20 protein-coding genes are annotated in these 22,117 nt (G+C 57.8%); 7 read left to right on the top strand and 13 right to left on the bottom strand.

Annotation, left to right across the window (positions count from 1 at the left end; all coding sequences use genetic code 11):
- Window positions 1-44: 44 nt before the first annotated feature.
- Window positions 45-1,490 carry an FAD-binding oxidoreductase gene (locus ABL922_RS10950; RefSeq protein ID WP_349024250.1) on the bottom strand — a complete coding sequence of 482 codons (1,446 nt, stop codon included), beginning with the start codon at window positions 1,488-1,490 and terminating at the stop codon, window positions 45-47.
- 124 nt (window positions 1,491-1,614) lie between these two features.
- Here ABL922_RS10950 and ABL922_RS10945 point away from each other — a divergent pair, with 124 nt between their 5' ends.
- Window positions 1,615-2,094: a hypothetical protein gene (locus ABL922_RS10945; protein WP_349024249.1), complete on the top strand. Its 480-nt coding sequence runs from the start codon at window positions 1,615-1,617 to the stop codon at window positions 2,092-2,094.
- Window positions 2,095-2,201: 107 nt separating this feature from the next.
- A complete protein-coding gene (locus ABL922_RS10940) occupies window positions 2,202-3,536 on the top strand; it encodes a DEAD/DEAH box helicase (protein ID WP_349024248.1) in 1,335 nt (444 codons plus the stop codon).
- Between the two features lie 70 nt (window positions 3,537-3,606).
- Here the strand turns inward: ABL922_RS10940 and ABL922_RS10935 are convergent, their stop codons facing one another.
- From ABL922_RS10935 to ABL922_RS10925, 3 genes are all read right to left on the bottom strand, one after another.
- Window positions 3,607-6,408 carry a TonB-dependent receptor gene (locus tag ABL922_RS10935; RefSeq protein WP_349024247.1) on the bottom strand — a complete coding sequence of 934 codons (2,802 nt, stop codon included), beginning with the start codon at window positions 6,406-6,408 and terminating at the stop codon, window positions 3,607-3,609.
- Window positions 6,409-6,618: 210 nt separating this feature from the next.
- Window positions 6,619-8,277, bottom strand: coding sequence for an amidohydrolase family protein (locus ABL922_RS10930; protein WP_349024246.1), 1,659 nt, complete (start codon window positions 8,275-8,277; stop codon window positions 6,619-6,621).
- A complete protein-coding gene (locus ABL922_RS10925) occupies window positions 8,274-9,143 on the bottom strand; it encodes an NAD(P)-dependent oxidoreductase (RefSeq protein WP_349024245.1) in 870 nt (289 codons plus the stop codon). Before ABL922_RS10925 ends, ABL922_RS10930 begins: the two co-directional genes overlap by 4 nt.
- A 58-nt stretch (window positions 9,144-9,201) precedes the next feature.
- Between ABL922_RS10925 and ABL922_RS10920 the strand changes: the two genes are divergently transcribed.
- The 3 genes from ABL922_RS10920 (at window position 9,202) to ABL922_RS10910 (ending at window position 11,651) form a co-directional block, all read left to right on the top strand.
- Window positions 9,202-10,419 carry a threonine ammonia-lyase gene (locus ABL922_RS10920; protein WP_349024244.1) on the top strand — a complete coding sequence of 406 codons (1,218 nt, stop codon included), beginning with the start codon at window positions 9,202-9,204 and terminating at the stop codon, window positions 10,417-10,419.
- Between the two features lie 105 nt (window positions 10,420-10,524).
- Window positions 10,525-11,283, top strand: coding sequence for an arginyltransferase (locus ABL922_RS10915; protein ID WP_349024243.1), 759 nt, complete (start codon window positions 10,525-10,527; stop codon window positions 11,281-11,283).
- Between the two features lie 59 nt (window positions 11,284-11,342).
- Window positions 11,343-11,651 carry a hypothetical protein gene (locus ABL922_RS10910; RefSeq protein ID WP_349024242.1) on the top strand — a complete coding sequence of 103 codons (309 nt, stop codon included), beginning with the start codon at window positions 11,343-11,345 and terminating at the stop codon, window positions 11,649-11,651.
- 118 nt (window positions 11,652-11,769) lie between these two features.
- Here ABL922_RS10910 and ABL922_RS10905 read toward each other — a convergent pair whose 3' ends face one another.
- The 6 genes from ABL922_RS10905 to ABL922_RS10880 form a co-directional block, all read right to left on the bottom strand.
- Complete coding sequence (locus tag ABL922_RS10905; RefSeq protein ID WP_349024241.1) at window positions 11,770-12,597, bottom strand: hypothetical protein; 828 nt, start codon at window positions 12,595-12,597, stop codon at window positions 11,770-11,772.
- Between the two features lie 147 nt (window positions 12,598-12,744).
- On the bottom strand, window positions 12,745-13,227 hold the full coding sequence (locus ABL922_RS10900; RefSeq protein ID WP_349024240.1) for a GAF domain-containing protein: 483 nt from the start codon (window positions 13,225-13,227) through the stop codon (window positions 12,745-12,747).
- 14 nt (window positions 13,228-13,241) lie between these two features.
- Complete coding sequence (arfB, locus tag ABL922_RS10895) at window positions 13,242-13,643, bottom strand: alternative ribosome rescue aminoacyl-tRNA hydrolase ArfB (protein WP_349024239.1); 402 nt, start codon at window positions 13,641-13,643, stop codon at window positions 13,242-13,244.
- Between the two features lie 31 nt (window positions 13,644-13,674).
- Window positions 13,675-14,466, bottom strand: a complete 792-nt coding sequence (locus ABL922_RS10890; RefSeq protein ID WP_349024238.1) for a class III extradiol ring-cleavage dioxygenase — start codon at window positions 14,464-14,466, stop codon at window positions 13,675-13,677.
- A 2-nt stretch (window positions 14,467-14,468) separates the two neighbouring features.
- The gene (locus tag ABL922_RS10885) at window positions 14,469-14,897 is read right to left on the bottom strand and encodes a DoxX family protein (RefSeq protein ID WP_349024237.1); all 429 of its coding nucleotides are present in this window, start codon (window positions 14,895-14,897) and stop codon (window positions 14,469-14,471) included.
- A gap of 27 nt (window positions 14,898-14,924) precedes the next feature.
- Window positions 14,925-15,638, bottom strand: a complete 714-nt coding sequence (locus ABL922_RS10880; RefSeq protein WP_349024236.1) for a pirin family protein — start codon at window positions 15,636-15,638, stop codon at window positions 14,925-14,927.
- 100 nt (window positions 15,639-15,738) lie between these two features.
- Between ABL922_RS10880 and ABL922_RS10875 the strand changes: the two genes are divergently transcribed.
- A complete protein-coding gene (locus ABL922_RS10875; protein ID WP_349024235.1) occupies window positions 15,739-16,635 on the top strand; it encodes a LysR family transcriptional regulator in 897 nt (298 codons plus the stop codon).
- On the opposite strand, the gene ABL922_RS10870 is transcribed toward ABL922_RS10875, so the two are convergent.
- Genes ABL922_RS10870 through ABL922_RS10860 form a run of 3 tightly spaced genes read right to left on the bottom strand, consistent with a single transcriptional unit; the run spans window position 16,636 to window position 21,013 of the window.
- Window positions 16,636-17,043 carry a DoxX family protein gene (locus tag ABL922_RS10870; protein ID WP_349024234.1) on the bottom strand — a complete coding sequence of 136 codons (408 nt, stop codon included), beginning with the start codon at window positions 17,041-17,043 and terminating at the stop codon, window positions 16,636-16,638. It abuts the gene before it with no gap.
- Entirely contained in the window at window positions 17,040-18,044 is a 1,005-nt protein-coding gene (locus ABL922_RS10865; RefSeq protein ID WP_349024233.1) for an LD-carboxypeptidase, read from the bottom strand. The genes ABL922_RS10870 and ABL922_RS10865 overlap by 4 nt, the downstream gene beginning before the upstream one ends.
- A gap of 41 nt (window positions 18,045-18,085) precedes the next feature.
- The gene (locus tag ABL922_RS10860) at window positions 18,086-21,013 is read right to left on the bottom strand and encodes a TonB-dependent receptor (RefSeq protein WP_349024232.1); all 2,928 of its coding nucleotides are present in this window, start codon (window positions 21,011-21,013) and stop codon (window positions 18,086-18,088) included.
- Between the two features lie 352 nt (window positions 21,014-21,365).
- On the opposite strand from ABL922_RS10860, the gene ctrA reads away from it, so the two are divergent.
- Window positions 21,366-22,067, top strand: coding sequence for a response regulator transcription factor CtrA (ctrA, locus tag ABL922_RS10855; RefSeq protein ID WP_115549992.1), 702 nt, complete (start codon window positions 21,366-21,368; stop codon window positions 22,065-22,067).
- Window positions 22,068-22,117 lie beyond the last annotated feature (50 nt).

The raw sequence follows: 22,117 nt of genomic DNA, 5'->3' as shown, positions 1-22,117 counted from the left end.
TTATACTCCGTTAAATGGATTGGAATTAAAGATTGTCGGCGGCTTTAGGCGGCGGCGCTGTCGCTGGCAAGAGGAACGAGCTTTCCAGGGTTCATAATGCCCTGGGGATCAAGAGCAGATTTGATCGCACGCAGTGCCCATAAGCGGGCCGGATCGGACAGTCGCCCAAACTCGGCAAGTTTGGCCTTACCAATTCCATGCTCCGCAGAAATCGAACCGCTATATTCGGTGACCCGATCATAGACATCCGCGCTGATCCGCAAACCATCGTCTGCGTACCACGCGTCTGCCGCAATGCCTTTGGGCGCTTTTACGTGAAAATGGATGTTGCCATCGCCCAAATGGCCGAACGCAATGATCGCAGTCCCCGGATAGCGCGCTTCGAATTTCGGCGATTCCCGCTCGATGAAGCGCGCCATCGCATCGACGGGGACGCTGATATCATGCTGCAATGCAGGGCCTTCGGCACGCTCCGCCTCAGCAATGCTGTCTCTGATTTTCCAGAATGCTTCGGCCTGCGCTTCGCTCGCCGCCACTACAGCATCGCGCACCAGACCCTTTTCCAGCATCTTGCCCAGAAACTGTTCGGCGGCATTCGAAGGTGGCTCTTGATCGGCGCTATCTTTGGCCAGTTCCATCACAACATGCCAGGCATAGCCCGTTTCCAACGGATCACGGGTGCCCGGAATATGCTTCAAGACGTGACGGAGCGCGGTATCGGGAAGTATCTCAAACCCTTCAAGCATCGATGGAAAAGCAGCATTTGCCGCGAGCAAAAGCTGATAAGCGGCGGTGGGGCTGTCGACCGCCGCCCAGGCCACCGAGCGTTCGATCAGCGCTGGAACAAGATGCAACGTCGCCTTGGTAACAATGCCGATTGTACCTTCAGCGCCGATCAACAGATGCTTCAGATCATAGCCGCGATTGTCTTTCTTTAGCGGTGTCAGCCCGTTGAATACGGAGCCATCCGGCAGTACCGCCTGAAGGCCCGCGACCAACGCGCGCATAGTGCCATGGCGCAAAACTTGCGTTCCACCCGCATTGGTCGACACCAGCCCGCCAATTGTCGCCGAACCCTTCCCACCCAAGGTCAATGGAAACCGCAAATCGTGCGCCGCCACGGCTTCGTGCAGATTCTGCAGGATAACCCCCGCGCCGCATTGCACCAGCCGGGCAGCGGGATCGATTTTCTCGATCTGGTTCATCCGGCGCAGCGACAGTAAACAGCTTGTTCCGCTCGCATCCGGTGTCGCACCCGCAACCATTCCGCTATTCCCGCCCTGTGGCACCAATGCTAAGCCAGAAGTGCTGGCGAGTTTGACGATCGCCGCAACTTCTTCGGTCGAAGCCGGGGACAATAAAGCCGCAGCCTTGCCCGAATATCGCCCGCGCCAGTCGGTCGTCCACGGCGCAAGTTCGGCTGGGTCGGCACTGAAGCCTTTGGGGCCCAGCAGCTGCTGCAATTGCTTCAATGTTTCATTATGTGACAAAAAACTGCTTCCCGGCCCTGTTGCGATTGACTCGACTGGTTGCCCTTCATAGGGCTGGATTAATGCTCCGTTCAACCGTTACGGCTATTGGCAGCTAGAGGCGAAATCTAGTCGGGACCCGACATTGCGCATTTTTCTGATTGTCATTGCCGGGCTCGCGGTCGCTTTAAGCGTGGCTTACGGCGCTTATGGGCAATCCTCCAGTGCGCTGATCGACCTGTTGGTAAACACAAAAGAGTTTCAGGCTAGGGTCGAGCAAAGGGTTATTATCCGCTTTCCCAATCAGCCGGTCGCTGCGGCGCCCGGCAAGACAGACAAGCGCAAGGCGCCCATCTATAATGAGGAAAAGATTGGTAAATGTCTGATGATGGACCGACTCGTGGCATCGCGCCCCGGTCCCAAAAACAGCCTTGAGCTGGTAACCCGTGAGCGACAGTTGATACGTGCTTATCTAGGTGATGGTTGCCTCGCACGCGAATTTTATGCAGGCGCCTATGTCGAGCGATCGAAAGACGGCAAATTATGTGTCGATCGCGACCTGATGCATGCCCGCACCGGGGCGAAATGTGAAATCGACAAATTTCGCTTACTCGTTCCAGAGTAAGACGCCCCAATTTCCTTGACTTTTTGCGTTTGTTTCGCCAAGCGGCCCGCACCGGACGCGCGGGAATGCGCCGACCGGCTTGCTACCTTCCTTGATATTGGAACCTTATGTCCTTTGCCGATCTCGGCCTTTCCGATGAACTTTTGAGTGCCGTCTTAGCTGCCGGTTACGATACACCGACGCCGATTCAGGCGCAGGCAATCCCCTCCGTTTTGATGATGCGCGACATCATCGGCATTGCGCAGACGGGCACTGGTAAGACCGCGTCGTTCGTGCTCCCCATGATCGATGTTCTGGCGCACGGTCGTGCACGAGCACGCATGCCACGCAGCCTGATCCTTGAGCCGACTCGGGAACTGGCTGCGCAGGTTGCCGAGAATTTTGAGAAATATGGCGTCAATCACAAGCTGTCGATGGCGTTGCTGATCGGCGGCGTGTCGATGGGTGATCAAATCAAGGCGCTCGAAAAAGGCGTCGATGTTCTGATTGCGACCCCGGGCCGCCTGATGGACCTGTTCGAGCGTGGCAATATCCTGCTCAATGGCTGCGAGTTGCTCGTTATCGACGAAGCTGACCGCATGCTCGACATGGGCTTCATCCCCGACATTGAAAATATCTGCACCAAGCTGCCAACAACGCGGCAGACTTTGCTGTTTTCGGCGACGATGCCGCCACCGATCAAAAAGCTGGCGGACAAATTCCTGTCGAACCCGAAATATATCGAGGTTGCTAGGCCTGCCTCATCGAACCTCAACATCGAAGCCAAGCTGGTCGATGTTGCGCCGATGAAAAAGCGCGAAGTGCTGCGCAGCCTTTTGCGCAGCGAAGATGTGCACACCGCGATCATTTTCTGCAATCGCAAGACGACTGTGCGCGAACTCAACAAGAGCCTGCAACAACATGGTTTCCGCTCGGGCGAGATTCATGGCGACATCGATCAGGCATCGCGCCAGCGGCAGCTCGACGCGTTCAAGAGCGGCACGATCAATCTGTTGGTGGCATCCGACGTTGCAGCGCGCGGTCTGGACATAAAGGGCGTCAGCCATGTGTTCAACTTTGATGCGCCCTGGCACCCCGACGATTATGTCCACCGTATCGGCCGCACCGGTCGCGCAGGTGCCAAGGGCAAGGCCTTTACCTTTGTGACCAAGGCCGACGAAGAAGCGATCGATAATATCGAGAAGCTGATCGGCCTGAAGATCGAACGCCTGGGTAAGGTAGCAAGCGAAAGTGCTGATGACGCTGAACGTGAGCGCCCGTCGCGCCGCAAGGCGCCCGCAAAGCCGAAAGAGCCTAGCGAAGCGAAAGCACCTTCTCGTCCTGCGAAATCGGAACCCAAGGAGCGCATCAAACCCGCAGCCAAAGAACGCGTTGACAATGCCGACGACGGCGCATGGAACGGCCCGATGCCCGATTTTTTAAGCGTTACGATACCGCTCTAATCTTCTGTCACGCTTCAAACGAAAAAGGCCCGCCGAAGCGGGCCTTTTCTGTGTTGGCGTTCCCAAAGCCCTAGAAACGGTAACGCGCCGTCAGGCCCCATGTCCGCGGCTCGCCAAGGAAAGCCGAGAAAAGCTGCGCCGAATGCGAAACGGTAGGCGAGCCAATTTCTTGCACATGCGCGCGCGAGCCATTGCCGGTTGCCTGTAGCGGTGTGTTGAACGCCACTTGCTGATATTCTTCGTCGAGCAAATTCTGCACCCACAGTTCGACACCCCATTTCCGGTCCGGACCGCGAATGCCGATGCGTCCATTCACAAGGAAATAGCCATCCTGTACCTTTTCAGGGAAACGGTCAGAGCCGGTATTATGGTCTGACGTCAGACGCGTATCGATATAGAACAGGCCGGAAAGGCCGCTGCCGCCGATGGGCGGAGTCCAGCTGAACGAGCCGGTCAACGAGTAAGTCGGCGCGAACGACGTCGAATTGCCCGGCAGCTGGAACAGTTCTGGGGCCAGTGCGACGGCACCATTGGCTGTGCCAACAAGGTCAGAGACGTAACGCGAGTCGAGGTAGGTTGCGCCTAGACCAACGGTGACATTTTCACCCGGATAGAGGGTTGCTTCGATTTCAAGACCTTCCGAAATCACGCCGGGTTTGACATTGTCCGTCGCACAGGTGCCCGACGTGGCTGACAAATCTTCGTCAGCACCGGAACCGCCAACCAGATCCGAACAACCATTCACATTCTGCACCAGGAAGAACAGGCCGTTAAAGGTGTTCAGCTGGAAGTTCTTGAATTCCTGCCGGAATGCAGCGACGTTGATGTCCAGTTGGGCGCTGTCATATTTGACGCCGATTTCATAGGCATCGACCTTTTCCGCACCAAATTTCAGATTGGCCGTATCTGCATTGGCGCGCGGTGTGAGCGGCGAGCCAAGCGCCGAACGGTCAAGGTTGAAACCGCCCGCCTTATAGCCCTTTGAATAGCTGACATAGGTCATGACATCATCAACAGGTTTCCAGCTCAACACGGCGGTGCCGGTGATCTGATCCTCCTTGATCGTGTCAGCCAGTGCAAGTGTGTTCAATTGCGAACTGGTATTGAACAGACAGGCAAACTGAGTCGTCGCACCGATTAATGCCCGAGCTGTTGCACTTGTAGCGCCCGCAGCCGCAGCGCCAGCCGATGCCTGCTGAGCCGCACAGAACGGATTGTTGATGTTGAACGCACCGGTAATTGTCTTCTTTTCATTGGTGTAGCGCGCACCCAAAGTCAGGGCCAGCGTATCCGTGATGTTGAAGATGTTATGCGTGAAGAACGCATAGTTGCGGCTCGTATGATCCATGCGCGATCCAGCCTGCGTGACCGCCGGCATCGAGCTCAGGCGCTGCAATGCGGCAATCAACTGGGCCCCATCGGTTCCGCCGGCAGTATTCGCACCAGGAAAAGCCCCCGCCACAGTCGCTGATCCAGCCGCGCTCAGGCAGCCATCGCCATCCCGATCGGGATCGCGAAGTGCCGCATTGGCGCTTACCGATGCGACGACGCGGCATGCAAGGAATTGGCCATAGTCCGAACCGAAATTCAAATTGTCTTGTAGAGCCAGTTTCTCGTTGGCGTAATAGGCACCGACCAGCCAGTCGAGCTTGTCGTCAAACGCCGAACCCTGCAGTCGCAATTCTTGCGTGAAAGTGGTAAAGCGACGGAAGGCGCTGCCGTCATCATTGCGGTACAGAAGATCGAGTGTTGAATAATCGACGTCGCCGGCTTGGCTCGATTTGTAGCGACGATAGCCGGTAATCGACGACAGTTCAGCACCGCCCAAATCCCAGTTCACTTCGGCTGAAACGCCCCAGTCGCGCGTGTGGCCATCCAGCGTCCGTCCCGGGGTGATCGAAATGGTACGATCGTAAGGGTTAGCAGGAATGAACGCGCCCATGCTGGTCAATATGTCGACAACGCGGTTGCCGCTCGCCGAACCGCCCGTGCCGGGCGCACGAATGGCATAGTCACCGGGCACGCCTGGTGTCGGATCAAAAGTTTCTGCGGTCGAATAATAGCTGCCCGAGCAACAGGCTTCATCACGTTTGGTGTAGTCAGCAATGATCCGTATATCGAGCGCATCGCTCGGTTGGAACAACAGCTGCCCTTTTACGAACAACCGGTCACGGTCGTTCACCCGTTCGCCCGTTGGCGCACCGGTCGGCGAGACAAGGCGGGTAAAGCCATCGCGTTTCGCATATACCGCTTCGATGCGCGCAGCGAGCTGCTCGGTCACGGGCCCGGTCAATGCACCGGAAAAGCGCATGCCATCAAAATTGCCATAGGTCGCTTCTAGGAAACCGCCGAAATCGAAGGACGGTTTTTTGCTGATAACGTGGATAAGGCCAGCCGAGGCATTGCGACCAAACAGAGTGCCTTGCGGCCCACGCAAGACTTCAACGCGCTCGACTTCGCCCAGTTCGTTTAGGCCGATGCCCGAACGCGAACGATAGACGCCATCAATGAAAACGGCGACCGAGCTTTCGAGGCCCGGATTGTCGCCCACCGTGCCGATACCGCGAATACGGGCAGAGCCATTGGCTTCAGAACCGGTAGAGGAAACCAGCAGCGAAGGCGCCAACTGGGTCAGCTGGCGAATATCCGTCGCGCCCGAGTTTTGCATCATTTCGCCGCCGACAGCCGAAACGGCGAGCGGAACTTCGGAAAGCGCCTCGGCGCGGCGTGTCGCGGTCACGACGATAGTTTCGCTGTCAACATCGTCGGCCTGCGCTTCGTCTTGCGCAAAGGCCAATGAAGGCATCGCCAACGCACAAGTAGCGACCGACAATGCGAGCACAGTTTTCCGGATGCCAGTGGTGGCCTTCATGTTCCTCTCCTTCAGTATTAACTTATATTATTGGCTGCATACCTATGCGCTCTATACACATAAGTCACCTGCGCCCGGCATCTCGGCAACATATTTTCAAAGAATGTTGCTCAACTGCAACAAGCTGCAATAGCAAAGAATAGTTTAATCGATTAATTAAACATATTGTTGCGCGGTCGCTCTTGACCGAGGCCGATAATCTTGACGCGTCTATTTGGAGATACTGCCCTGTGAATAGACCGGTCGGCCGCCCAGCCAGGTTTCTTTGACCACGGTTCCACGGATCTGGGCAGGCGCCGCTAATAGCGGGTCTGTATCAACAAGAATGAAGTCCGCACGGTGTCCCGGGGTTAGAGATCCGACTTTCCCCTCAGCAAAGGCTGCATAGGCAGCGCCGGTAGTGAACCCTGCCAAGGCCTGCTCGCGCGATACGCGCTCGGCGGGTATCCAGCCGCCGAAAGGCTGCCCCTTTTCATCTTCACGCGTGATTGCGGCGGCGATGCCCGCAAATGGGTTGGGTGCCTCAACCGGCGTATCTGAACCAAAGGCAAGCTTTCCACCCGCTTTCAGGATCGAATTCCAAGCATAGGCTCCGGCCAAGCGGCCAGGCCCAAGCCGAACCTCGGCCATTAACCGGTCCGAAGTCTGGTGCACAGGCTGCATCGAAGAAATGATGCCGTGCTTGGCCAAGCGCGGCAAATCGGCTGGGTCGACAATCTGGACATGTTCGATCCGCCAGCGCCGGTCACCCGGATAGGTTTCAGCCAGATCCTCCACCGCTCCAATGGCATCAGCATTGGCAGCATCGCCGATCGCGTGCACCGCCGTCTGGAAACCGTCCATAGAAGCGCGCACCATCAGATTGCGGATTTCGGCACTGGCAAGGAAGGAGAGGCCGGTTTGGCCCGGTGCGTCGGCATAAGGCTTCTTCAACCAGGCTCCGCGGCTACCCAGCGCGCCGTCGAGATAGAGCTTCACACCACCAAGGCGCAGCTTGTCGTCATAAAGCCAGGGCGTCGGGCGCGGCCCGGCGATCGCGACCATATTGTCGATGCCGCCGGCATAGCCAGCGATACGGATCGACAGCCAGCCATCGTCACCCGCGCGGCGGTAGCTTTGCCAGTCTTCGATTGTGGTGCCCATGTCGGCAATGCTGGTTACGCCCACCGACAGAAGCGCTTTTTGCGCCTCCGCCAATGCTAGATCGCGTTCGCCCGGTTTGGGCGCCGGAATATGTTTGGCCACAAGCTCGCTGGCTGCATCAACAAAGATACCGCTGGGCTTTGCTCCAGCTATTTCGATACGACCGCCAGCTGGAGATTTGGTCGCCGAAGTGACACCTGCAATTTCCATCGCGCGGCTGTTGGCCCAGCCTGCATGACCGTCGATCCGCTCCAGCCAGACTGGACGATCGGCTACAACTGCATCGAGATCGGCGGCGGTCGGAAAACGACCCAGCCCCCATTTTTCCTGGTTCCAACCACGCCCGACGATCCATCGCCGCTCGGGATATTTGGCGGCATAGGCCTTGATAGCTGCCTGCGCCTCGGCCAGCGAGTTTGTCCCCGACAGATCGAGTGTCAGTGCGGCAAAACCCAAACCCATGACATGGCCATGCGCATCAATCAGCCCTGGCAGCATCGTCAGACCGCGCCCGTCATGGCGGAAATCGAGCTGCTTGGGCGCCTTTTCCTTGCTGGTCAAAAGCTGGCTGACCTTGCCGTCCTTGTCGATCAATAGCGCCGAGAAGCGGATGATCTTGCCATCCTTGTCGAGCGTGATGCCGTTGACATTTTCAACCATGCCATCGGCATAGGCAGGGGCGGACAGAGCGATACACGCCGCAGCCATCAGCAACATAGCTCTCATCGTTTCGGCAACCTCCGCACCAGCGCGCTCGTATCCTGACGCCCGCCGCCCATATATTGGATGTCTGAGAAGAACTGGTCGGTCATCGCGGCGATAGGTATGCTCGCACCATTGGCGCGCGCTTCATCGATCGCCAGCCCCAGATCCTTGCGCATCCAGTCGACCGCAAAGCCAAAGTCGAACTCGCCCTTCGCCATCGTCGCCCAACGATTATCCATCTGCCAGCTTTGCGCAGCACCACCCGAAATCGCATCAAACACTTTGTCGAGATCTAGTTCGGCGCATTGCGCAAAGTGCAACGCTTCGGAAAGCCCCTGCAATACGCCGGCAATGCAAATCTGGTTGACCATCTTCGCAGTTTGCCCGTCGCCGGGGCCGCCAACATGGACCACCCTTTTGGAATAAGCCGCCATCACTGGCGTGGCCGATTCCACCGCGGACTGAGTGCCACCGCACATGATCGCCAGCGTGCCATTCTCTGCTCCAGCCTGCCCGCCGGTCACAGGCGCATCAACGCAATGGATACCGCGTCCTTTGGCTTCCACCGCCAGCTGGCGGGCGATCCTGGCTGATACAGTCGTATGGTCAATGAAGGTGCTGCCCTTGGGCATTGCAGCGAAGACGCCGTCGCGGCCAAGGGTGATGCTGGCCAGGTCGTCATCGGTACCCACACAGCTGACAACAAACTCGGCGTCCTTTGCCGCCTCAGCCGGCGACGAAGCCTTTTGCCCGCCATGTTCGGCAACCCATTTGTCCGCCTTGACGGACGAACGGTTGTACACAGTCATTGCATGACCAGCATTGCGAAGGTGACGTGCGATCGGGCCGCCCATCACGCCCAATCCGATAAAAGCTATTCTTCCCATAGCTTCGCTCTAATCACTGTTTTCACTTTGCGCCAGATAGGTTAGGGCCCGCGCCACTATGTCCGATCTTCTGACCCTTGCCGATGTCCGCGCCGCGCACGAGCGTATCCGTGATGCAATCGTTGCGACGCCCACTTTGCACAGCAAAACGCTGTCCAACCTGACCGGCGCGAATATTTATCTGAAGTTCGAAAATCTGCAGTTCACTGCCGCCTATAAAGAACGCGGGGCGCTCAACGCGCTGCTGCTAATGCCAGAGGAAGCGCGCAGTCGCGGCGTGATTGCGGCCTCGGCTGGCAATCATGCGCAGGGCTTGAGTTATCACGGCACACGGCTGGGCGTTCCCGTCACCATCGTGATGCCCAAAACCACGCCGACAGTGAAAGTGATGCAGACCGAGGCTGTCGGTGGCAAAGTGGTCCTTGAAGGTGAGAAGTTCGACGACGCCTACAAGCATGCGCGGTTGCTCGAAAAGGAACTGGGGCTGACCTTTGTTCATCCCTTCGACGACGCAGATGTTGCGGCCGGCCAAGGCACCGTTGCCCTCGAAATGCTCGAAGAGATCCCGACGATCGACACGTTGGTTGTGCCAATCGGCGGCGGCGGCCTCCTTTCTGGTATGGGCACCGCTGCGCGCGGCATCAATCCGGATATCGAACTGGTCGGTGTGCAGGCAGAGCTTTATCCTTCGATGTACGCGCTGCTCAATAACAAGCAGATGCCGTGCGAGGGCGATACGCTAGCCGAAGGTATTGCGGTAAAGGTGCCGGGCGAATTCACCTCGAAAGTCATTCGCGACATCGTCGACGACATCGTGTTGGTCTCTGAGCCTGAACTGGAAACCGCAGTCAGTCTGCTCCTGCAGATCGAAAAGACCGTGGTTGAAGGCGGTGGTGCAGCGGGCCTCGCCGCTGTGATGGCTTACCCTGAAAAGTTCAAAGGCAAGAATGTGGGAATCGTGCTGAGCGGCGGTAACATCGACACCCGCCTGCTCGCCAATGTATTGCTGCGCGATTTGGCCCGTTCGGGTCGTCTCGCTCGTCTGCGCATCACGCTACAGGACCGCCCGGGCGCGCTGTACAAGGTGATGAAGCTGTTCAACGAGCATAACATCAACATCATCGAAATCTATCACCAGCGCATCTTCACGACCTTGCCTGCCAAGGGCTTGATCACTGATATTGAGTGCGAGGCGCGCGATGCCGAGCAGCTGCAGGGCCTGGTCGATTCGCTTAAAGATGCAGGCTACAAGGTCGAACGCGTCGAACTGAATTGAACAAAATCAATGCCATCGGACAATGATGGTAAATGCTCTTTTCAGCACCGGTGTAAAGCGTCATAACCCCAGCATAACACAAGCTTAGGCGAGGTCGGGTTTACTATGAGCGCACCAGTCCGCTTTCCGCGCTTCTTTGTCACAAACCCCGCCCCTTGCCCGTATATAGCGGGCAAGACCGAGCGGAAGGTGTTCACCGAACTCAACGGCGCGCATGCAAGCGAACTCAATGAAGCGCTGGGCCGCATCGGATTTCGTCGCAGCCAGAATGTCGCCTATCGCCCGAGCTGCATCGACTGCAAGGCGTGCGTCCCTGTTCGCATCTTGACCGATGGTTTCCAGCCCAATGCCACGCAGCGTAAGATATTGAAGCGCAATTCCGACCTTCAGGTCGGCGCCTGTCGCCCTTGGTCGACCAATGAACAATATGATCTGCTCCGCCGCTATCTGAAGCAGCGCCATCCAGAAGGCGGCATGGCCGACATGGACGATATGGACTATGCCGACATGGTCGAGCAGACCCCGGTGCACAGCCATGTCGTCGAATATCGCCTGCCTGCCCGCTATGGCGCGCAGGGTGAACTGATCGGCGCGTGCATTACCGACCAGCAGTCGGACGGTCTGTCGATGGTCTATAGTTTCTATGATGCCGAAGCCGAGGGCCGGCCGGGCTTGGGCAACTTCATCATCATGGATCACATCATGCGTGCTCGCAACGCCGGCCTGCCCTATGTCTATTTGGGCTATTGGGTCGAAGGTGCGGCGCGAATGCAGTACAAGACCCGCTACCGACCGCTCGAAATGCTAAGCCCCGATGGCTGGGTCGAATTCGAAAGCAGCGAACAGGCCGATCTTTTCAGCTGACGATCTGGCTCGGGATTGCGCGGCGAGCAACTCGCCCCGATATACAACATCCTCTTGAAATGTTGGATTTCTTTTGCCAGCTTGACCATGCTCGCTGCTCAAGTGCAGAGGGATGGCTCTTTGACAATGTTGAGTTTCATGTCTTCAAAAAAAGCACAAAACCACATTTAGGCTATGTTGGAAATTTCCTGTCGCCACAGTTTTTGAAAGTGCCAATTTTGGCGTCATCTATGTCACCCATTTGTCACCCTGATCGTAACGATGGGCAAAATCCCATGAGCGGCATTGGTGTCAGTTTTGTCAACTTTGACGTTGGGATGCGTCTAGGCTTCCCGCATAAACGCGGAGAATTTGGTTCAAGAGATTAAGATGCAAAAGTTTCGACGATTAAAAACTTCGTCGTTCCCGCGAAGGCGGGAAAGACGAACAGAATGTTTCGCAATTGAGCAGCCGCTACTACAAATCCATTGATAGTACGGCCACCGCTTAGCGGCAAACGCAGCGCGGTTTCGCCTTGGGCTTTGCTTTCCATTTGCGCACGGCCTTGCGCTTTACCGGCACCGTTTCATAGTAGATTTCTTCGGTAACCGTGGTCGTGGTAACGGGCACCATCGAATAGGTGACCATCGGCGCCGGATAGTAATAATAGCCATAGGGATAGGCGCCATAGGCGTGGCCATAGCCGGCCTTATATCCGCCGTCGCGCGACAGATATTTTTCGCATTTCTTCATCGACTTTTCGACACCGAGACCTGCCAGCGCACCTAGGCCACCGCCAATGAGCGAGCCTTCGGTCCTGTTGCCACGCCCTGCAATGCGGTTACCTGCAATCGCACCCAAGATCGCGCCGATGGCTGCACCGCCAACGCCGTCGCTCTTCAAGCATTTTTCATATTCGCGATTGTCATAGCCTGCACCATGTGCGGGCGGCATCGGATAAGGAGCGGCATGAGGCACGTCATAAGGCGCGCCCGGCGCGGGCATGGCATGGGGAGGTATCGGATGATGCGGGACGGCAGCATGGCCCTCGCCATGACGGGTCACGGTGCCGTTCCACTGGCCTTCATAGACCCGGCCAGCCTTGTCGACATATTGGCCCTTGGTCCATTCACCCTGATATTCATAGCGCACGCCGCTGGCATCTGAATAGGTCGGCATGCCGGGCCCATCAAGATCATAGATCCCGTTATCAGCACCCATGGCCGGGCCATATTCGGCGTGATCGTGATGTTTCTTGCCCGAGTCGCTGACGGCCTGTGCTGGCATCGCCACCAAGACGCTGGTCGCAAGGCTCGCAATCAAGAGGACTTTCATGGTTAATCGCTCCCTAGTCACGAAGAGCCGCTTTGTGCGCATTCTTCGATAGTTAAGAAGTGCTTAACATTATTTTGAAGGTGGCACCATGACGCGAATGTAAATTGCGGGCGCCCTAGAACTTTTGTTCCAAAATGAAGCAGTGGTTCAGATGCGGGTTGCGAGCAGCGCGGCGAGCGCTTCGATGCCCGCTGCATCGTCAGCATCGAACCGCCCCGGCAGCGGACTATCGAGATCGATTACCGCAATCACCGAACCGTCGCGCTCCACCGGCACAACCAATTCAGACCGGCTGGCGGCATCGCAGGCGATATGCCCGGGAAAGGCGTGGACATCCTCGACCAGTTGCGTCGTTCCAGTTCGCGCGGCTGCCCCGCACACACCCTTGTCGAGCGGAATGCGGATACAGGCCGATTTGCCCTGAAAAGGGCCGAGGACGAGTTCGCCCTCGATCATGCGGTAAAAGCCTGCCCAGTTGAGATCGGGGACGAATTGCCAGACCAAAGCAGCGATGTTCGCCATATTGGCAACGCCGTCAGGTTCACCAGCCGTCAGTGCATCAGCGGCCTTGAGCAGTTCGGCATAAAGTTCCATCTTGGGAACATCGGTTGCGATATCGAATGCGTACATATGTGCCCAGATAGTCAATCGAGCTGGATTTTACCACGGCCCTTCTTGATTTCCCCGCGCCCCTTTTTGGCATCGACACGTCGGGCCCTTGCAGCGCGGCTGGGTTTGGTTTTCACGCGAGGAGCTTCGCGGATGAAAGCTTTGTCGATCAGGTCGACGATCCGCGCCCGAGCCTCGGCCCGGTTGGCCTCGCGGGTGCGATGGCTACGTGCGGTGACGATCAGCTCGCCTGCACCTGTCATCTTGCTGCCTGCGAGTGTCTTCAGCTTGCGAAACACATAGAGCGGCAGGCCCAGCCGATAGACATCGACCCGCAACTGGCACGCCGTCGCCACCTTGTTGACATTCTGCCCGCCCGGGCCCGTTGACGCCAAAAAGGTCTCTTCAAGCAAATCTTCAGGCAGTTCGAATGGCATGCGGCCTTTTAGGCAGCCGCCGCTATCCGCGCTAGTCGAAACGCCATGCGTCCATTGCGAGCACGCCATATTCGACGCTGGCGTGGAGCTTGGTCGCTTTGCCCTGCGTACCAGCAGCGCCCAGCGCCACGAACAATGGCAGGATATGATCCATTGTCGGGTGGTTGTCGGTGCCATGCGGTGCCTGCCCGATAGCGCGGAGGACCGCCTGATGGTCGTCAGCAATCAAATGCGCATCGAGCCAGCCTAGAAAGTCCGTCACCCAAGGCTGGGCAGGCGCGTCTGCCGCATAGCCACCGCGGAAAAAGGCATGCAGATTGTGCGTGATCGCGCCCGAGCCGATGATCAGGATATTCTTGTCGCGCAGTCGCTCCAGCGCCTGCCCCAGTCGGTAATGATATTCTGGTGTTTCGCGCAAGTTGATCGAGACCTGAACGACCGGAATATCGGCATCAGGCCATGCCAGAATCAACGGCGTCCAAGTACCATGGTCGAAACCCCGTTCGGCGTCGAGGCGATTGGCAATGCCTGCCCCTTGCAACAACCCGGAAATGCGCTGCGCCAGATCAGGCGAACCGGGCGCGGGATAGCGCATCCGATACAGTTCTTCTGGGAAACCACCGAAGTCGTGGATCGTTCCGGGTTGGGCGGCAGAAGTAATCGACGCCAGCGGCTCGTCATGATGTGCCGAAATCATCACAATCGCGTTCGGCTGCGCAGGCAGCCCGCCTGCCAGTCCGGCAAGGAAATGCCGGGCCGGGGTGTTGTCGATCACGATGGTAGGCGCACCGTGCGAAATAAATAGGGCGGGCTGCCTTGCCATGATTAATCGGCTGTTGTCGCGAAGCGGCTGTCGAGGCTCAGACGGCCACCGCCAAAGGCAACGATTTGCATCAGGCCGCCTGCCATCGCGACATTCTTGAAAAACATGATGAACTGCATCTGATCGCCGAGTTGTGCGTGAAACAAAGCTGCGGTCACCACACTAAACGCGGCTAAAGCTGCCGAAACGAGGCGGACCTTGTACCCGGCGATCAACGCCAATCCGCCCAGCAGTTCTACAGCAATAGCGCCCCAAAGGGCAAGTTGAGGAGCCGGCAGGCCGACCGAGGCGATATAGCCCGCCGAGCCCGTCGGATCGGCCAGTTTGGCGATACCACTGAGGACGAAAATCGCCGCCAACAGCACCCGACCCGAAGTTGCGATCCAGGGTTGCCAGGCTGCACCATTTGTATGTTCGTTGATGTTGTTCATTTCCTGATCCTTTGTTGAAAGTTGAATTCAGTCTGCAGCGACGAGGACGATTTCGCTGTCCTCGATCGCGGTGATGGTGATGGCGCCAGCTGTGACGGCAACACCATCGCGGGCATTGGCGCGTTGCCCATCCACCTCGATCGCGCCGGTGGCGGGAACCAGATAGGCATAGCGCCGATCGCCAACCTGATAGGTCAAGCTCTCACCCGCCTTGAGTGTCGCGCCCAGCACGCGGGCATCGGTGCGGATGGGCAGTGCATCGCTGTCCTCCTCAAAGCCGCTGGCGAGCACCTGCCACGCGCCCGAACGGTCGCCTTTGGGGAATGGCTTTGTGCCCCAGCTGGGGGCTCCTCCAGTCCGTTTGGGGACGATCCATATCTGGAAGAGCGTGGTTGCTTCATCCTCCAGATTATATTCGGCGTGGCGGATGCCGGTGCCCGCACTCATCACCTGCACATCGCCTGCCGCCGTACGGCCCTTGTTGCCGAGGCTGTCCTGATGGGTGATCGCGCCGGTGCGGATATATGTGATGATTTCCATGTCGGCATGCGGGTGCGGGGGGAAGCCGGTTTGCGGCTGAATAATGTCATCATTCCAAACTCGAAGGCTGCCCCAATTCATCCGGTCGGGATCGTGATAGTTGGCGAAGGAGAAATGGTGGTGGGCATCGAGCCAACCGTGATTGGCGGCGCCCAGACTGGCGAAAGGGCGGATTTCCACCTTTGCTTTGCTGTCGATCATAGCGAGATACCTTACCTATGTTTTGGCTTTTCTATGATGCCAAGATAGGCCTGCGAATTGGGATTGAAATAGAAACATTAGAAACCTATTGTTTCCAAATATGCGATTACCCGACTATGAAGCCTGGAGCATTTTCGCCGCCGTCGCCGAACAAGGCGGCTTTTCGCGCGCGGCCGAACTGCTCGGCCTTTCCAAAGCCACCATCTCCAAAGCCGTCTCCCGGCTCGAGGCGCAAGTCGGCGCGCCGCTATTCCACCGCACCTCGCGGCGGCTGGTGCTGAGCGAGAGCGGCGTGTCGCTGCTCGAACAGGCCAAGGCGATTGTCGCGGCCGGTGAAGCCGCCGAAGAGGCAGCGCGTGACGAGGCCAGCGAACCCGTCGGCCAGATCCGCCTCGCCGCCCCGATGAACTATGGCATCAGCCGCGTCGCGCCCTTGCTGTCCGAATTTCTGTGCAGCCATCGCGGCATCAGCATCGACATGCATCTGAGCGACGCCAAGGTCGACCTGATCGGCGAACGCTTCGATCTGGCGCTGCGCATCGGCGCACTGCCCGACAGTTCGTTGCGTGCAAGGCGTCTGCGCGCCGTGACCGCCTATATCCTCGCCAGCCCTGACTATCTCGCCGCCCATGGCGAGCCGCGCCATCCGGCGCAACTGGGCGAGCATCGCTGCCTCAGCTACTCGCTCGCCTCAAATCCCGAAAGCATGCGGTTCACCGGCCCCGACGGCAGCGAGACCGTCGTGCGCCTATCCGGGCCGCTGCGGGTCAACAATGGCGAGGCGATGTTGCCTGCTTTGTGTGCAGGCCTCGGCATCGGCATGTTGCCTGATTTCATCTGCGAGAAAGACATCGCAGCAGGGCGTCTGAAGCCCATATTGCAGGGCTGGAAAACCCCACCGATCGCCATCCACATCGTCACCCCGCCCAGCACTTTTCGCCCGCGCCGGGTGACGGCATTGATCGATTTTTTGGCGGAGAAGTTATCGGCGGTCTGATCAGTTCCGTTTGCGAAACGGCCAATCGGTCACTTCACCCACCCACAAGGCCAGCCAGATGATCAGCGGTTGCGCCGCGAGGCGCGGGCCGTGATACCACCAGCTCATCGTCTCGCCGCCCATCGCGATATTGTTGATGGCATGGTTGAAATTGGCCGGCCAGACACACAGTGCATAAAGCGCAAGACCAATGCCTGCCGCCGGTCGCGCCCAGTTGAGCCAGCGACGCGGGACAAGAAGGCCAACCGCACCAGCCAGTTCGGCAACACCTGTCAGCGCGATAACCTCGGCAGGATAGGGCACCCAGCCCGGCGTAATCGCGAGAAACACGCCCGGGTTCTGCAGATGCGCGACCCCAGCAAAGGCATAGAATAGCGCCAGCAGTAGTCGCAGCGCGGTGCGGATCATGCGACGGCAGGCTCGAGCAAGCGGAGCGTGCCCGCATCGGCATCAATTTCCGCCAGCACGCCCTGGGGTATCGTGAACTGGTCGGAAATATGCCCGAACCACGCGCCTTCGAACGCAGGGATACCCAGCGGTTCGAAATGCTGACGCAGGATGGAGTTCAGCGTGAAGCTGCTACCTTCGGCATTCTTGCAGTTGGTGCACTGCCCGAAGACGACGCCAGCCAGACCTTTGAGCACGCCCGCCTGCCCCAATTGGGTCAGCATCCGGTCGATGCGATATTCGGCTTCATCGATATCTTCGAGGAACAGGATCGCGCCTGTGAAATCGGGCAGATAGGGTGTGCCTGCAAGCGCGGTCAGCACGGTCAGATTGCCACCGAGCAATTGCCCCTGCGCCTTGCCGCCGCGGATCTTGATCGTGCGCCAGCGGCGCTGGACCAGCCGGTCCTCATTGGCTTTCGGGTTTTCAAACAAGGGCGTCGCCGCGTCAAAGGCAATGCCCTTGAAGCTTTCAACCGAGGCCTTGCCCCAGGCGCTGCTGGCATTGGGCCCATGCAGCGTCACCGCCCCACCCTTGGCCGCGATTGCCATGTGCAGCGCGGTAATGTCGCTATAGCCGATCAGGAATTTGGGATTGGCCCGCACCACATCCCAATCGACAAAGGGCAAGGCCCGCGCCGCACCCCATCCGCCGCGCACGGCGAAGATGGCCTTCACATCCTTGTCGGCGAACATCGTGTTGATATCCGACGCGCGTTCCCTGTCCTGCCCCGCGAGATAGCCATAGCGTTTGAGCAGATTGGGCGCGCGCTTTGGCATCAGCCCCATCGCCCGGATCGCTTCCTCGACCAGCACCAGATCGAACGGATCATCGCTCGCCGAAGCGGGTTCGATCAGGCCGATGGTATCGCCGGCCTTGATGCGGGGTGGTTTGATGCGCTTGCCGGCCAAGGGCGCAGCGTAAGCTGCACCGTTCAAAGCAGGCAGGGCCGGCGACGCCATCAGCGCCGCCAGCCCCGTCATGATCGTTCGACGCGACGGCGTCAGAAATTCACCTCTGCCGCCACCGTGAACGAGCGTCCGCGCGGGTCGGCCACACGTGGTTCCCAGCTGCCGCCAGCACCGGTATTGCCGTCGTAAGTGATCGCGAACGGCGGGTCGGTATCGAAGATGTTCTTGATGCCCAGCGTCAAGCGCATCTTTTCCGTCGCATTCCAGCCAGCCGACAGATTGTATGTCACATAGTCGCTAACGCGCTTGTTATAACCGGGCCGGGTGACTGTGCCATTGGCAATTCCCGGCAACACGCCATTTTTGTATCCGAGACGGAAAATCTGCGACAGCGAGACATTCCATTCATCATTCGACCAGCTCAAGAAAGCATTATGCTTCCAACGAATGCCAAGATCTCCGGTGAAGGTGAAAATGCCGATTTGATCCTGATAGGGAGCGCTGGCGGTTACTTTTTCTTTCTTCTTCAGCAAGTACGTGCCGTCCATACCGGCTGACACCCGACCACCAAAAGCGTCGGCTCCAGCGCGCAGAGTGATTTCCAGCCCTTGAGTTCGGCGATTACCCATATTCTGCCAAACCTGATCCAGATCGGTGATCGTTCCTGCGGGGTTGCGGATGATGAGGTGGTTCAAATCTGTCGAGTAGCGGATGATCTGCAACAAGGTCGGCAACTGGATGTTGTCGTCGATATTGATCGACCACCAGTCGACCGAAGCGCTGAAGTTCGAAGACGGTTCAAATACGACACCCAAACTCATCTGCTCGGATGTTTCAGGCTGCAGATCGCGATTGCCGCGCGTTATGATGTCAGGGCGAATTCGGAAGCAAGGTGAGCTTGCAGTTGAAGATGGTGTCAGTGACGGGCACAAAACAGGGTCGACGAGATCGCTTCCCGAATAAGTAGACTCTGTCGCGCCGTTATAGATCTGATTGAATGCCGGAGCGCGGAAACCGGTATTGTACGAGCCACGGAACATCAACCAGTCGGAAGGACGGAATTTGGCCGAGACTTTCGGGTTCACGGTCGAACCGAAATCCGAATAATCGTCCATGCGTACTGCAGCCGTGACTTCGAAACTTTCGATAATCGGGAACAGCACTTCGGCATAAGCGGCTTTGATGTCGCGGTGCTTGGGTGTCAGGGCGTTCACATTGTCGAATGCAGCGAGGAAAATCACAGGTGCCGTTGCAGCTGCAGCGGCAGATCCGTTAAATTCATATGTTTCACGGCGATAATCGATGCCAAGCGCCGCCTGTACCGTTCCACCGGGAAGCTCAAACAGCGAACCCGATACCGAATAGTCGAGCTGCAATACCTTGTAGCGGCCGCCATATAGCGTTTCGCCCTCTGCCGAAGCCGCAGCAAGTGCTGCAAGTGCTGCCGGTGTCTGAGACTCGCCCGGGCGCAAGAATGGATTGAGAACGCCGGTGCTCAGGAGTGTAACCAAGCCCGGAGTTCCGTTGACGGTATCGCGGAAATAATAGCCTGTGCCGAGAGTCGAGGAGGTCTCGCTTTGTGCGTAAGAGGCGCCTGCCCGGTAATCCCATGTATCCGAAATCGGCCCGTCGACACCCAAAGCAACGCGGAAGGTCTCTGAATCTGTATTGTACTCACGTGTACCGCACTCGATACAACGCCAGCGGAAGCCGATCGGCTTGCCATAGTTGGCAGCTATTGCCGGGAACTGGGCCAAAAGTGTGTTGTACACATAGTTGTACGTGCTCGCGGTCAAGGCATTCAGCGGATAGAATGCCTGTGTCGTCGTGTTGTTCGAAGACACCTGCGCGTTGGAAAACCGTTTGGACGACACGGCGTTCGAACCGGTAACTTCCAGCGACACTTCATGGTCGTCCATGAACCGCGCTACGCCTCGGCCATAGTAGGTAAATGTTTCGATCGGTTGCTGCAGCATAGCCGCACGGCCCGTATCCCAAGCGCATGCCCAACGCGCTCCGGTATTGTTCCACAGCGCATCATCGTAGGGAAGTCCGCCATCCATCGTTTCGCAGCCTGCACCACCCGGCATGTCCAACAAGTTCACGCCACCATCTGCGCGGGTGGTCGTGCCTGGAAAAACCAGCGTGGGCAGATAGGTCGAGTTGGTTGTGGTTGTCGCACCCAAAAGCGTGCCCGTCGGCGCATAATTGGCGCCGCTGGATGTCGGATTAATCGGGAACACGGTTGCAAAGGGCACGCCGCGTGTATCGATCGAAAGCCCGCGATCAGGCTGCTGCCCATTTACAAAGGCTCGGTCAGCACCACGAAGGCCGGTGTTCCAGCGATAGCTGGCCGCCGCCATGATATTGAAACCGTCATTGTCGAGATCGCCATAACCCGCGATCCCGCCGATGCGATAAATGGCGCTGTCGGCGCGTGAAGTGATATCGACCAGTCCGGACAGGCCAATACCCTGATAGTCAGTCTTGGTGATGAAGTTCATCACCCCGCCGATCGCATCGGTGCCATAGATTGCCGAGGCACCGTCCTTCAGGACTTCGATCCGCTCGATTGCAGCAAATGGAATCTGGTTGACGTCGACAGCCGCACCGGAAAGGCCGTGCGCGGCGACACGGCGGCCATTGAGGAGCACCAGTGTCGACCCAGAGCCCTGTCCGCGCAGGTTTGCCGCTGACAGGCCGTTGGTGCCGCGCTGTGCACCGGTCACGACATCCGAGTTAGATGCCAAATTGTCGGGTCCCGATCCATTGGTGCTCAGATAGGAGATTAGCTGCTCCGGGCTGGATATGCCTTCACGGGCCAACTCTTCAGTCGAAATGACGGTCAAAGGCAGAGCGCTGTCGTTCGGATCGCGCTTGATTCGAGAGCCGGTCACAACAATCGCCTGCTCCGAAGTCTCAGCCGCTTTAGTATCGGTCGCGATACTCGCATCCTGCGCCGCAACCGGTGCCGCGAGGCTCGCGGCGCTCAGATATAATGCCAGCTTGTGCAATTTCATGTCATAGCCCTCCAGCTTATGCCGCCCCGCTGTGCAGTTGCGGCATGTTAAAACCCTGAAAGTTAAGGCTAGCAACGCAATATCCGCTTGGCAAATGGCAATTGGACATAATTTTGAGGTCTTTTGATGCGCCGTGGCGAAATTTTTTTAAACGCCTTCGAGACTCCAAAACCCTAGGATTTGAGTCACTTTTGCCCAATTCGACTCCCTGCGACTCGCGGATTCCTGCGCGTTAAGACGAAATTAACCTTTTCAGTTCATTTCCCTTATGGTTAATAACGATCGATGGCTGCGTCGCCGCTTCGGGCAGCACAGGCATCGGGGGTTGCAAAAGCAAAGAGGGGCCAGCCGCATGCGCGTGTTGCTGATTGAAGACGAACCGACCACCGCGAAAGCCATCGAGATGATGCTCGCGACCGAAGGGTTTAATGTCTATTCGACCGATCTGGGCGAGGAAGGCCTCGATCTGGGTAAGTTGTATGATTATGATATCATCCTTCTCGACCTCAACCTGCCTGATATGCATGGCTATGACGTCCTGAAGAAACTGCGCGTCGCCAAGGTGCAGACGCCGGTGCTCATTCTCTCTGGCATCTCGGAAATGGACAGCAAGGTGCGCTCGTTCGGCTTTGGCGCCGACGATTATGTCACTAAGCCGTTCCACCGCGAAGAACTGGTCGCCCGCATTCATGCGGTTGTCCGCCGTTCAAAGGGCCACAGCCAGTCGGTCATCCGCACCGGCAAGCTCGCGGTCAACCTCGATGCCAAGACCGTCGAAGTCGACGGCAGCCGCGTCCACCTGACCGGCAAGGAATATGCGATGCTCGAGCTGCTTTCGCTGCGCAAGGGCACCACGCTGACCAAGGAAATGTTCCTTAACCACCTTTATGGCGGCATGGACGAACCCGAACTCAAGATTATCGACGTTTTCATCTGCAAGCTGCGCAAGAAACTCGCGCTGGCCTGCGGTGGCGAAAATTATATCGAGACCGTCTGGGGCCGCGGCTATGTGCTGCGCGATCTCGACGATATGGAGCAGCCGCTGGTTGCCTAACCGATAAAGACATTACCCCGGCAGTAGTTTGAGAGGGGGCGGTACCACAG

Source organism: Sphingorhabdus sp., from assembly GCF_040079335.1.
In the GTDB taxonomy this organism is placed as follows: Bacteria; Pseudomonadota; Alphaproteobacteria; order Sphingomonadales; family Sphingomonadaceae; genus Sphingorhabdus_B.
The sequence above is the reverse complement of the archived record's forward strand: the minus strand, read 5'-3'. Positions and strand labels throughout refer to the sequence as shown.

What these genes read in the sequence shown, in the direction of transcription:
- ABL922_RS10940 (WP_349024248.1), top strand. Translation starts at nt 2,202, where the DNA reads ATGTCCTTTGCCGATCTCGGCCTTTCCGATGAACTTTTGAGTGCCGTC.
- ABL922_RS10935 (WP_349024247.1), bottom strand. Translation starts at nt 6,408, where the DNA reads ATGAAGGCCACCACTGGCATCCGGAAAACTGTGCTCGCATTGTCGGTC.
- ABL922_RS10930 (WP_349024246.1), bottom strand. Translation starts at nt 8,277, where the DNA reads ATGAGAGCTATGTTGCTGATGGCTGCGGCGTGTATCGCTCTGTCCGCC.
- ABL922_RS10925 (WP_349024245.1), bottom strand. Translation starts at nt 9,143, where the DNA reads ATGGGAAGAATAGCTTTTATCGGATTGGGCGTGATGGGCGGCCCGATC.
- ABL922_RS10920 (WP_349024244.1), top strand. Translation starts at nt 9,202, where the DNA reads ATGTCCGATCTTCTGACCCTTGCCGATGTCCGCGCCGCGCACGAGCGT.
- ABL922_RS10915 (WP_349024243.1), top strand. Translation starts at nt 10,525, where the DNA reads ATGAGCGCACCAGTCCGCTTTCCGCGCTTCTTTGTCACAAACCCCGCC.
- ABL922_RS10910 (WP_349024242.1), top strand. Translation starts at nt 11,343, where the DNA reads ATGTTGGATTTCTTTTGCCAGCTTGACCATGCTCGCTGCTCAAGTGCA.
- ABL922_RS10905 (WP_349024241.1), bottom strand. Translation starts at nt 12,597, where the DNA reads ATGAAAGTCCTCTTGATTGCGAGCCTTGCGACCAGCGTCTTGGTGGCG.
- ABL922_RS10900 (WP_349024240.1), bottom strand. Translation starts at nt 13,227, where the DNA reads ATGTACGCATTCGATATCGCAACCGATGTTCCCAAGATGGAACTTTAT.
- arfB (WP_349024239.1), bottom strand. Translation starts at nt 13,643, where the DNA reads ATGCCATTCGAACTGCCTGAAGATTTGCTTGAAGAGACCTTTTTGGCG.
- ABL922_RS10890 (WP_349024238.1), bottom strand. Translation starts at nt 14,466, where the DNA reads ATGGCAAGGCAGCCCGCCCTATTTATTTCGCACGGTGCGCCTACCATC.
- ABL922_RS10885 (WP_349024237.1), bottom strand. Translation starts at nt 14,897, where the DNA reads ATGAACAACATCAACGAACATACAAATGGTGCAGCCTGGCAACCCTGG.
- ABL922_RS10880 (WP_349024236.1), bottom strand. Translation starts at nt 15,638, where the DNA reads ATGATCGACAGCAAAGCAAAGGTGGAAATCCGCCCTTTCGCCAGTCTG.
- ABL922_RS10875 (WP_349024235.1), top strand. Translation starts at nt 15,739, where the DNA reads ATGCGATTACCCGACTATGAAGCCTGGAGCATTTTCGCCGCCGTCGCC.
- ABL922_RS10870 (WP_349024234.1), bottom strand. Translation starts at nt 17,043, where the DNA reads ATGATCCGCACCGCGCTGCGACTACTGCTGGCGCTATTCTATGCCTTT.
- ABL922_RS10865 (WP_349024233.1), bottom strand. Translation starts at nt 18,044, where the DNA reads ATGGCGTCGCCGGCCCTGCCTGCTTTGAACGGTGCAGCTTACGCTGCG.
- ABL922_RS10860 (WP_349024232.1), bottom strand. Translation starts at nt 21,013, where the DNA reads ATGAAATTGCACAAGCTGGCATTATATCTGAGCGCCGCGAGCCTCGCG.
- ctrA (WP_115549992.1), top strand. Translation starts at nt 21,366, where the DNA reads ATGCGCGTGTTGCTGATTGAAGACGAACCGACCACCGCGAAAGCCATC.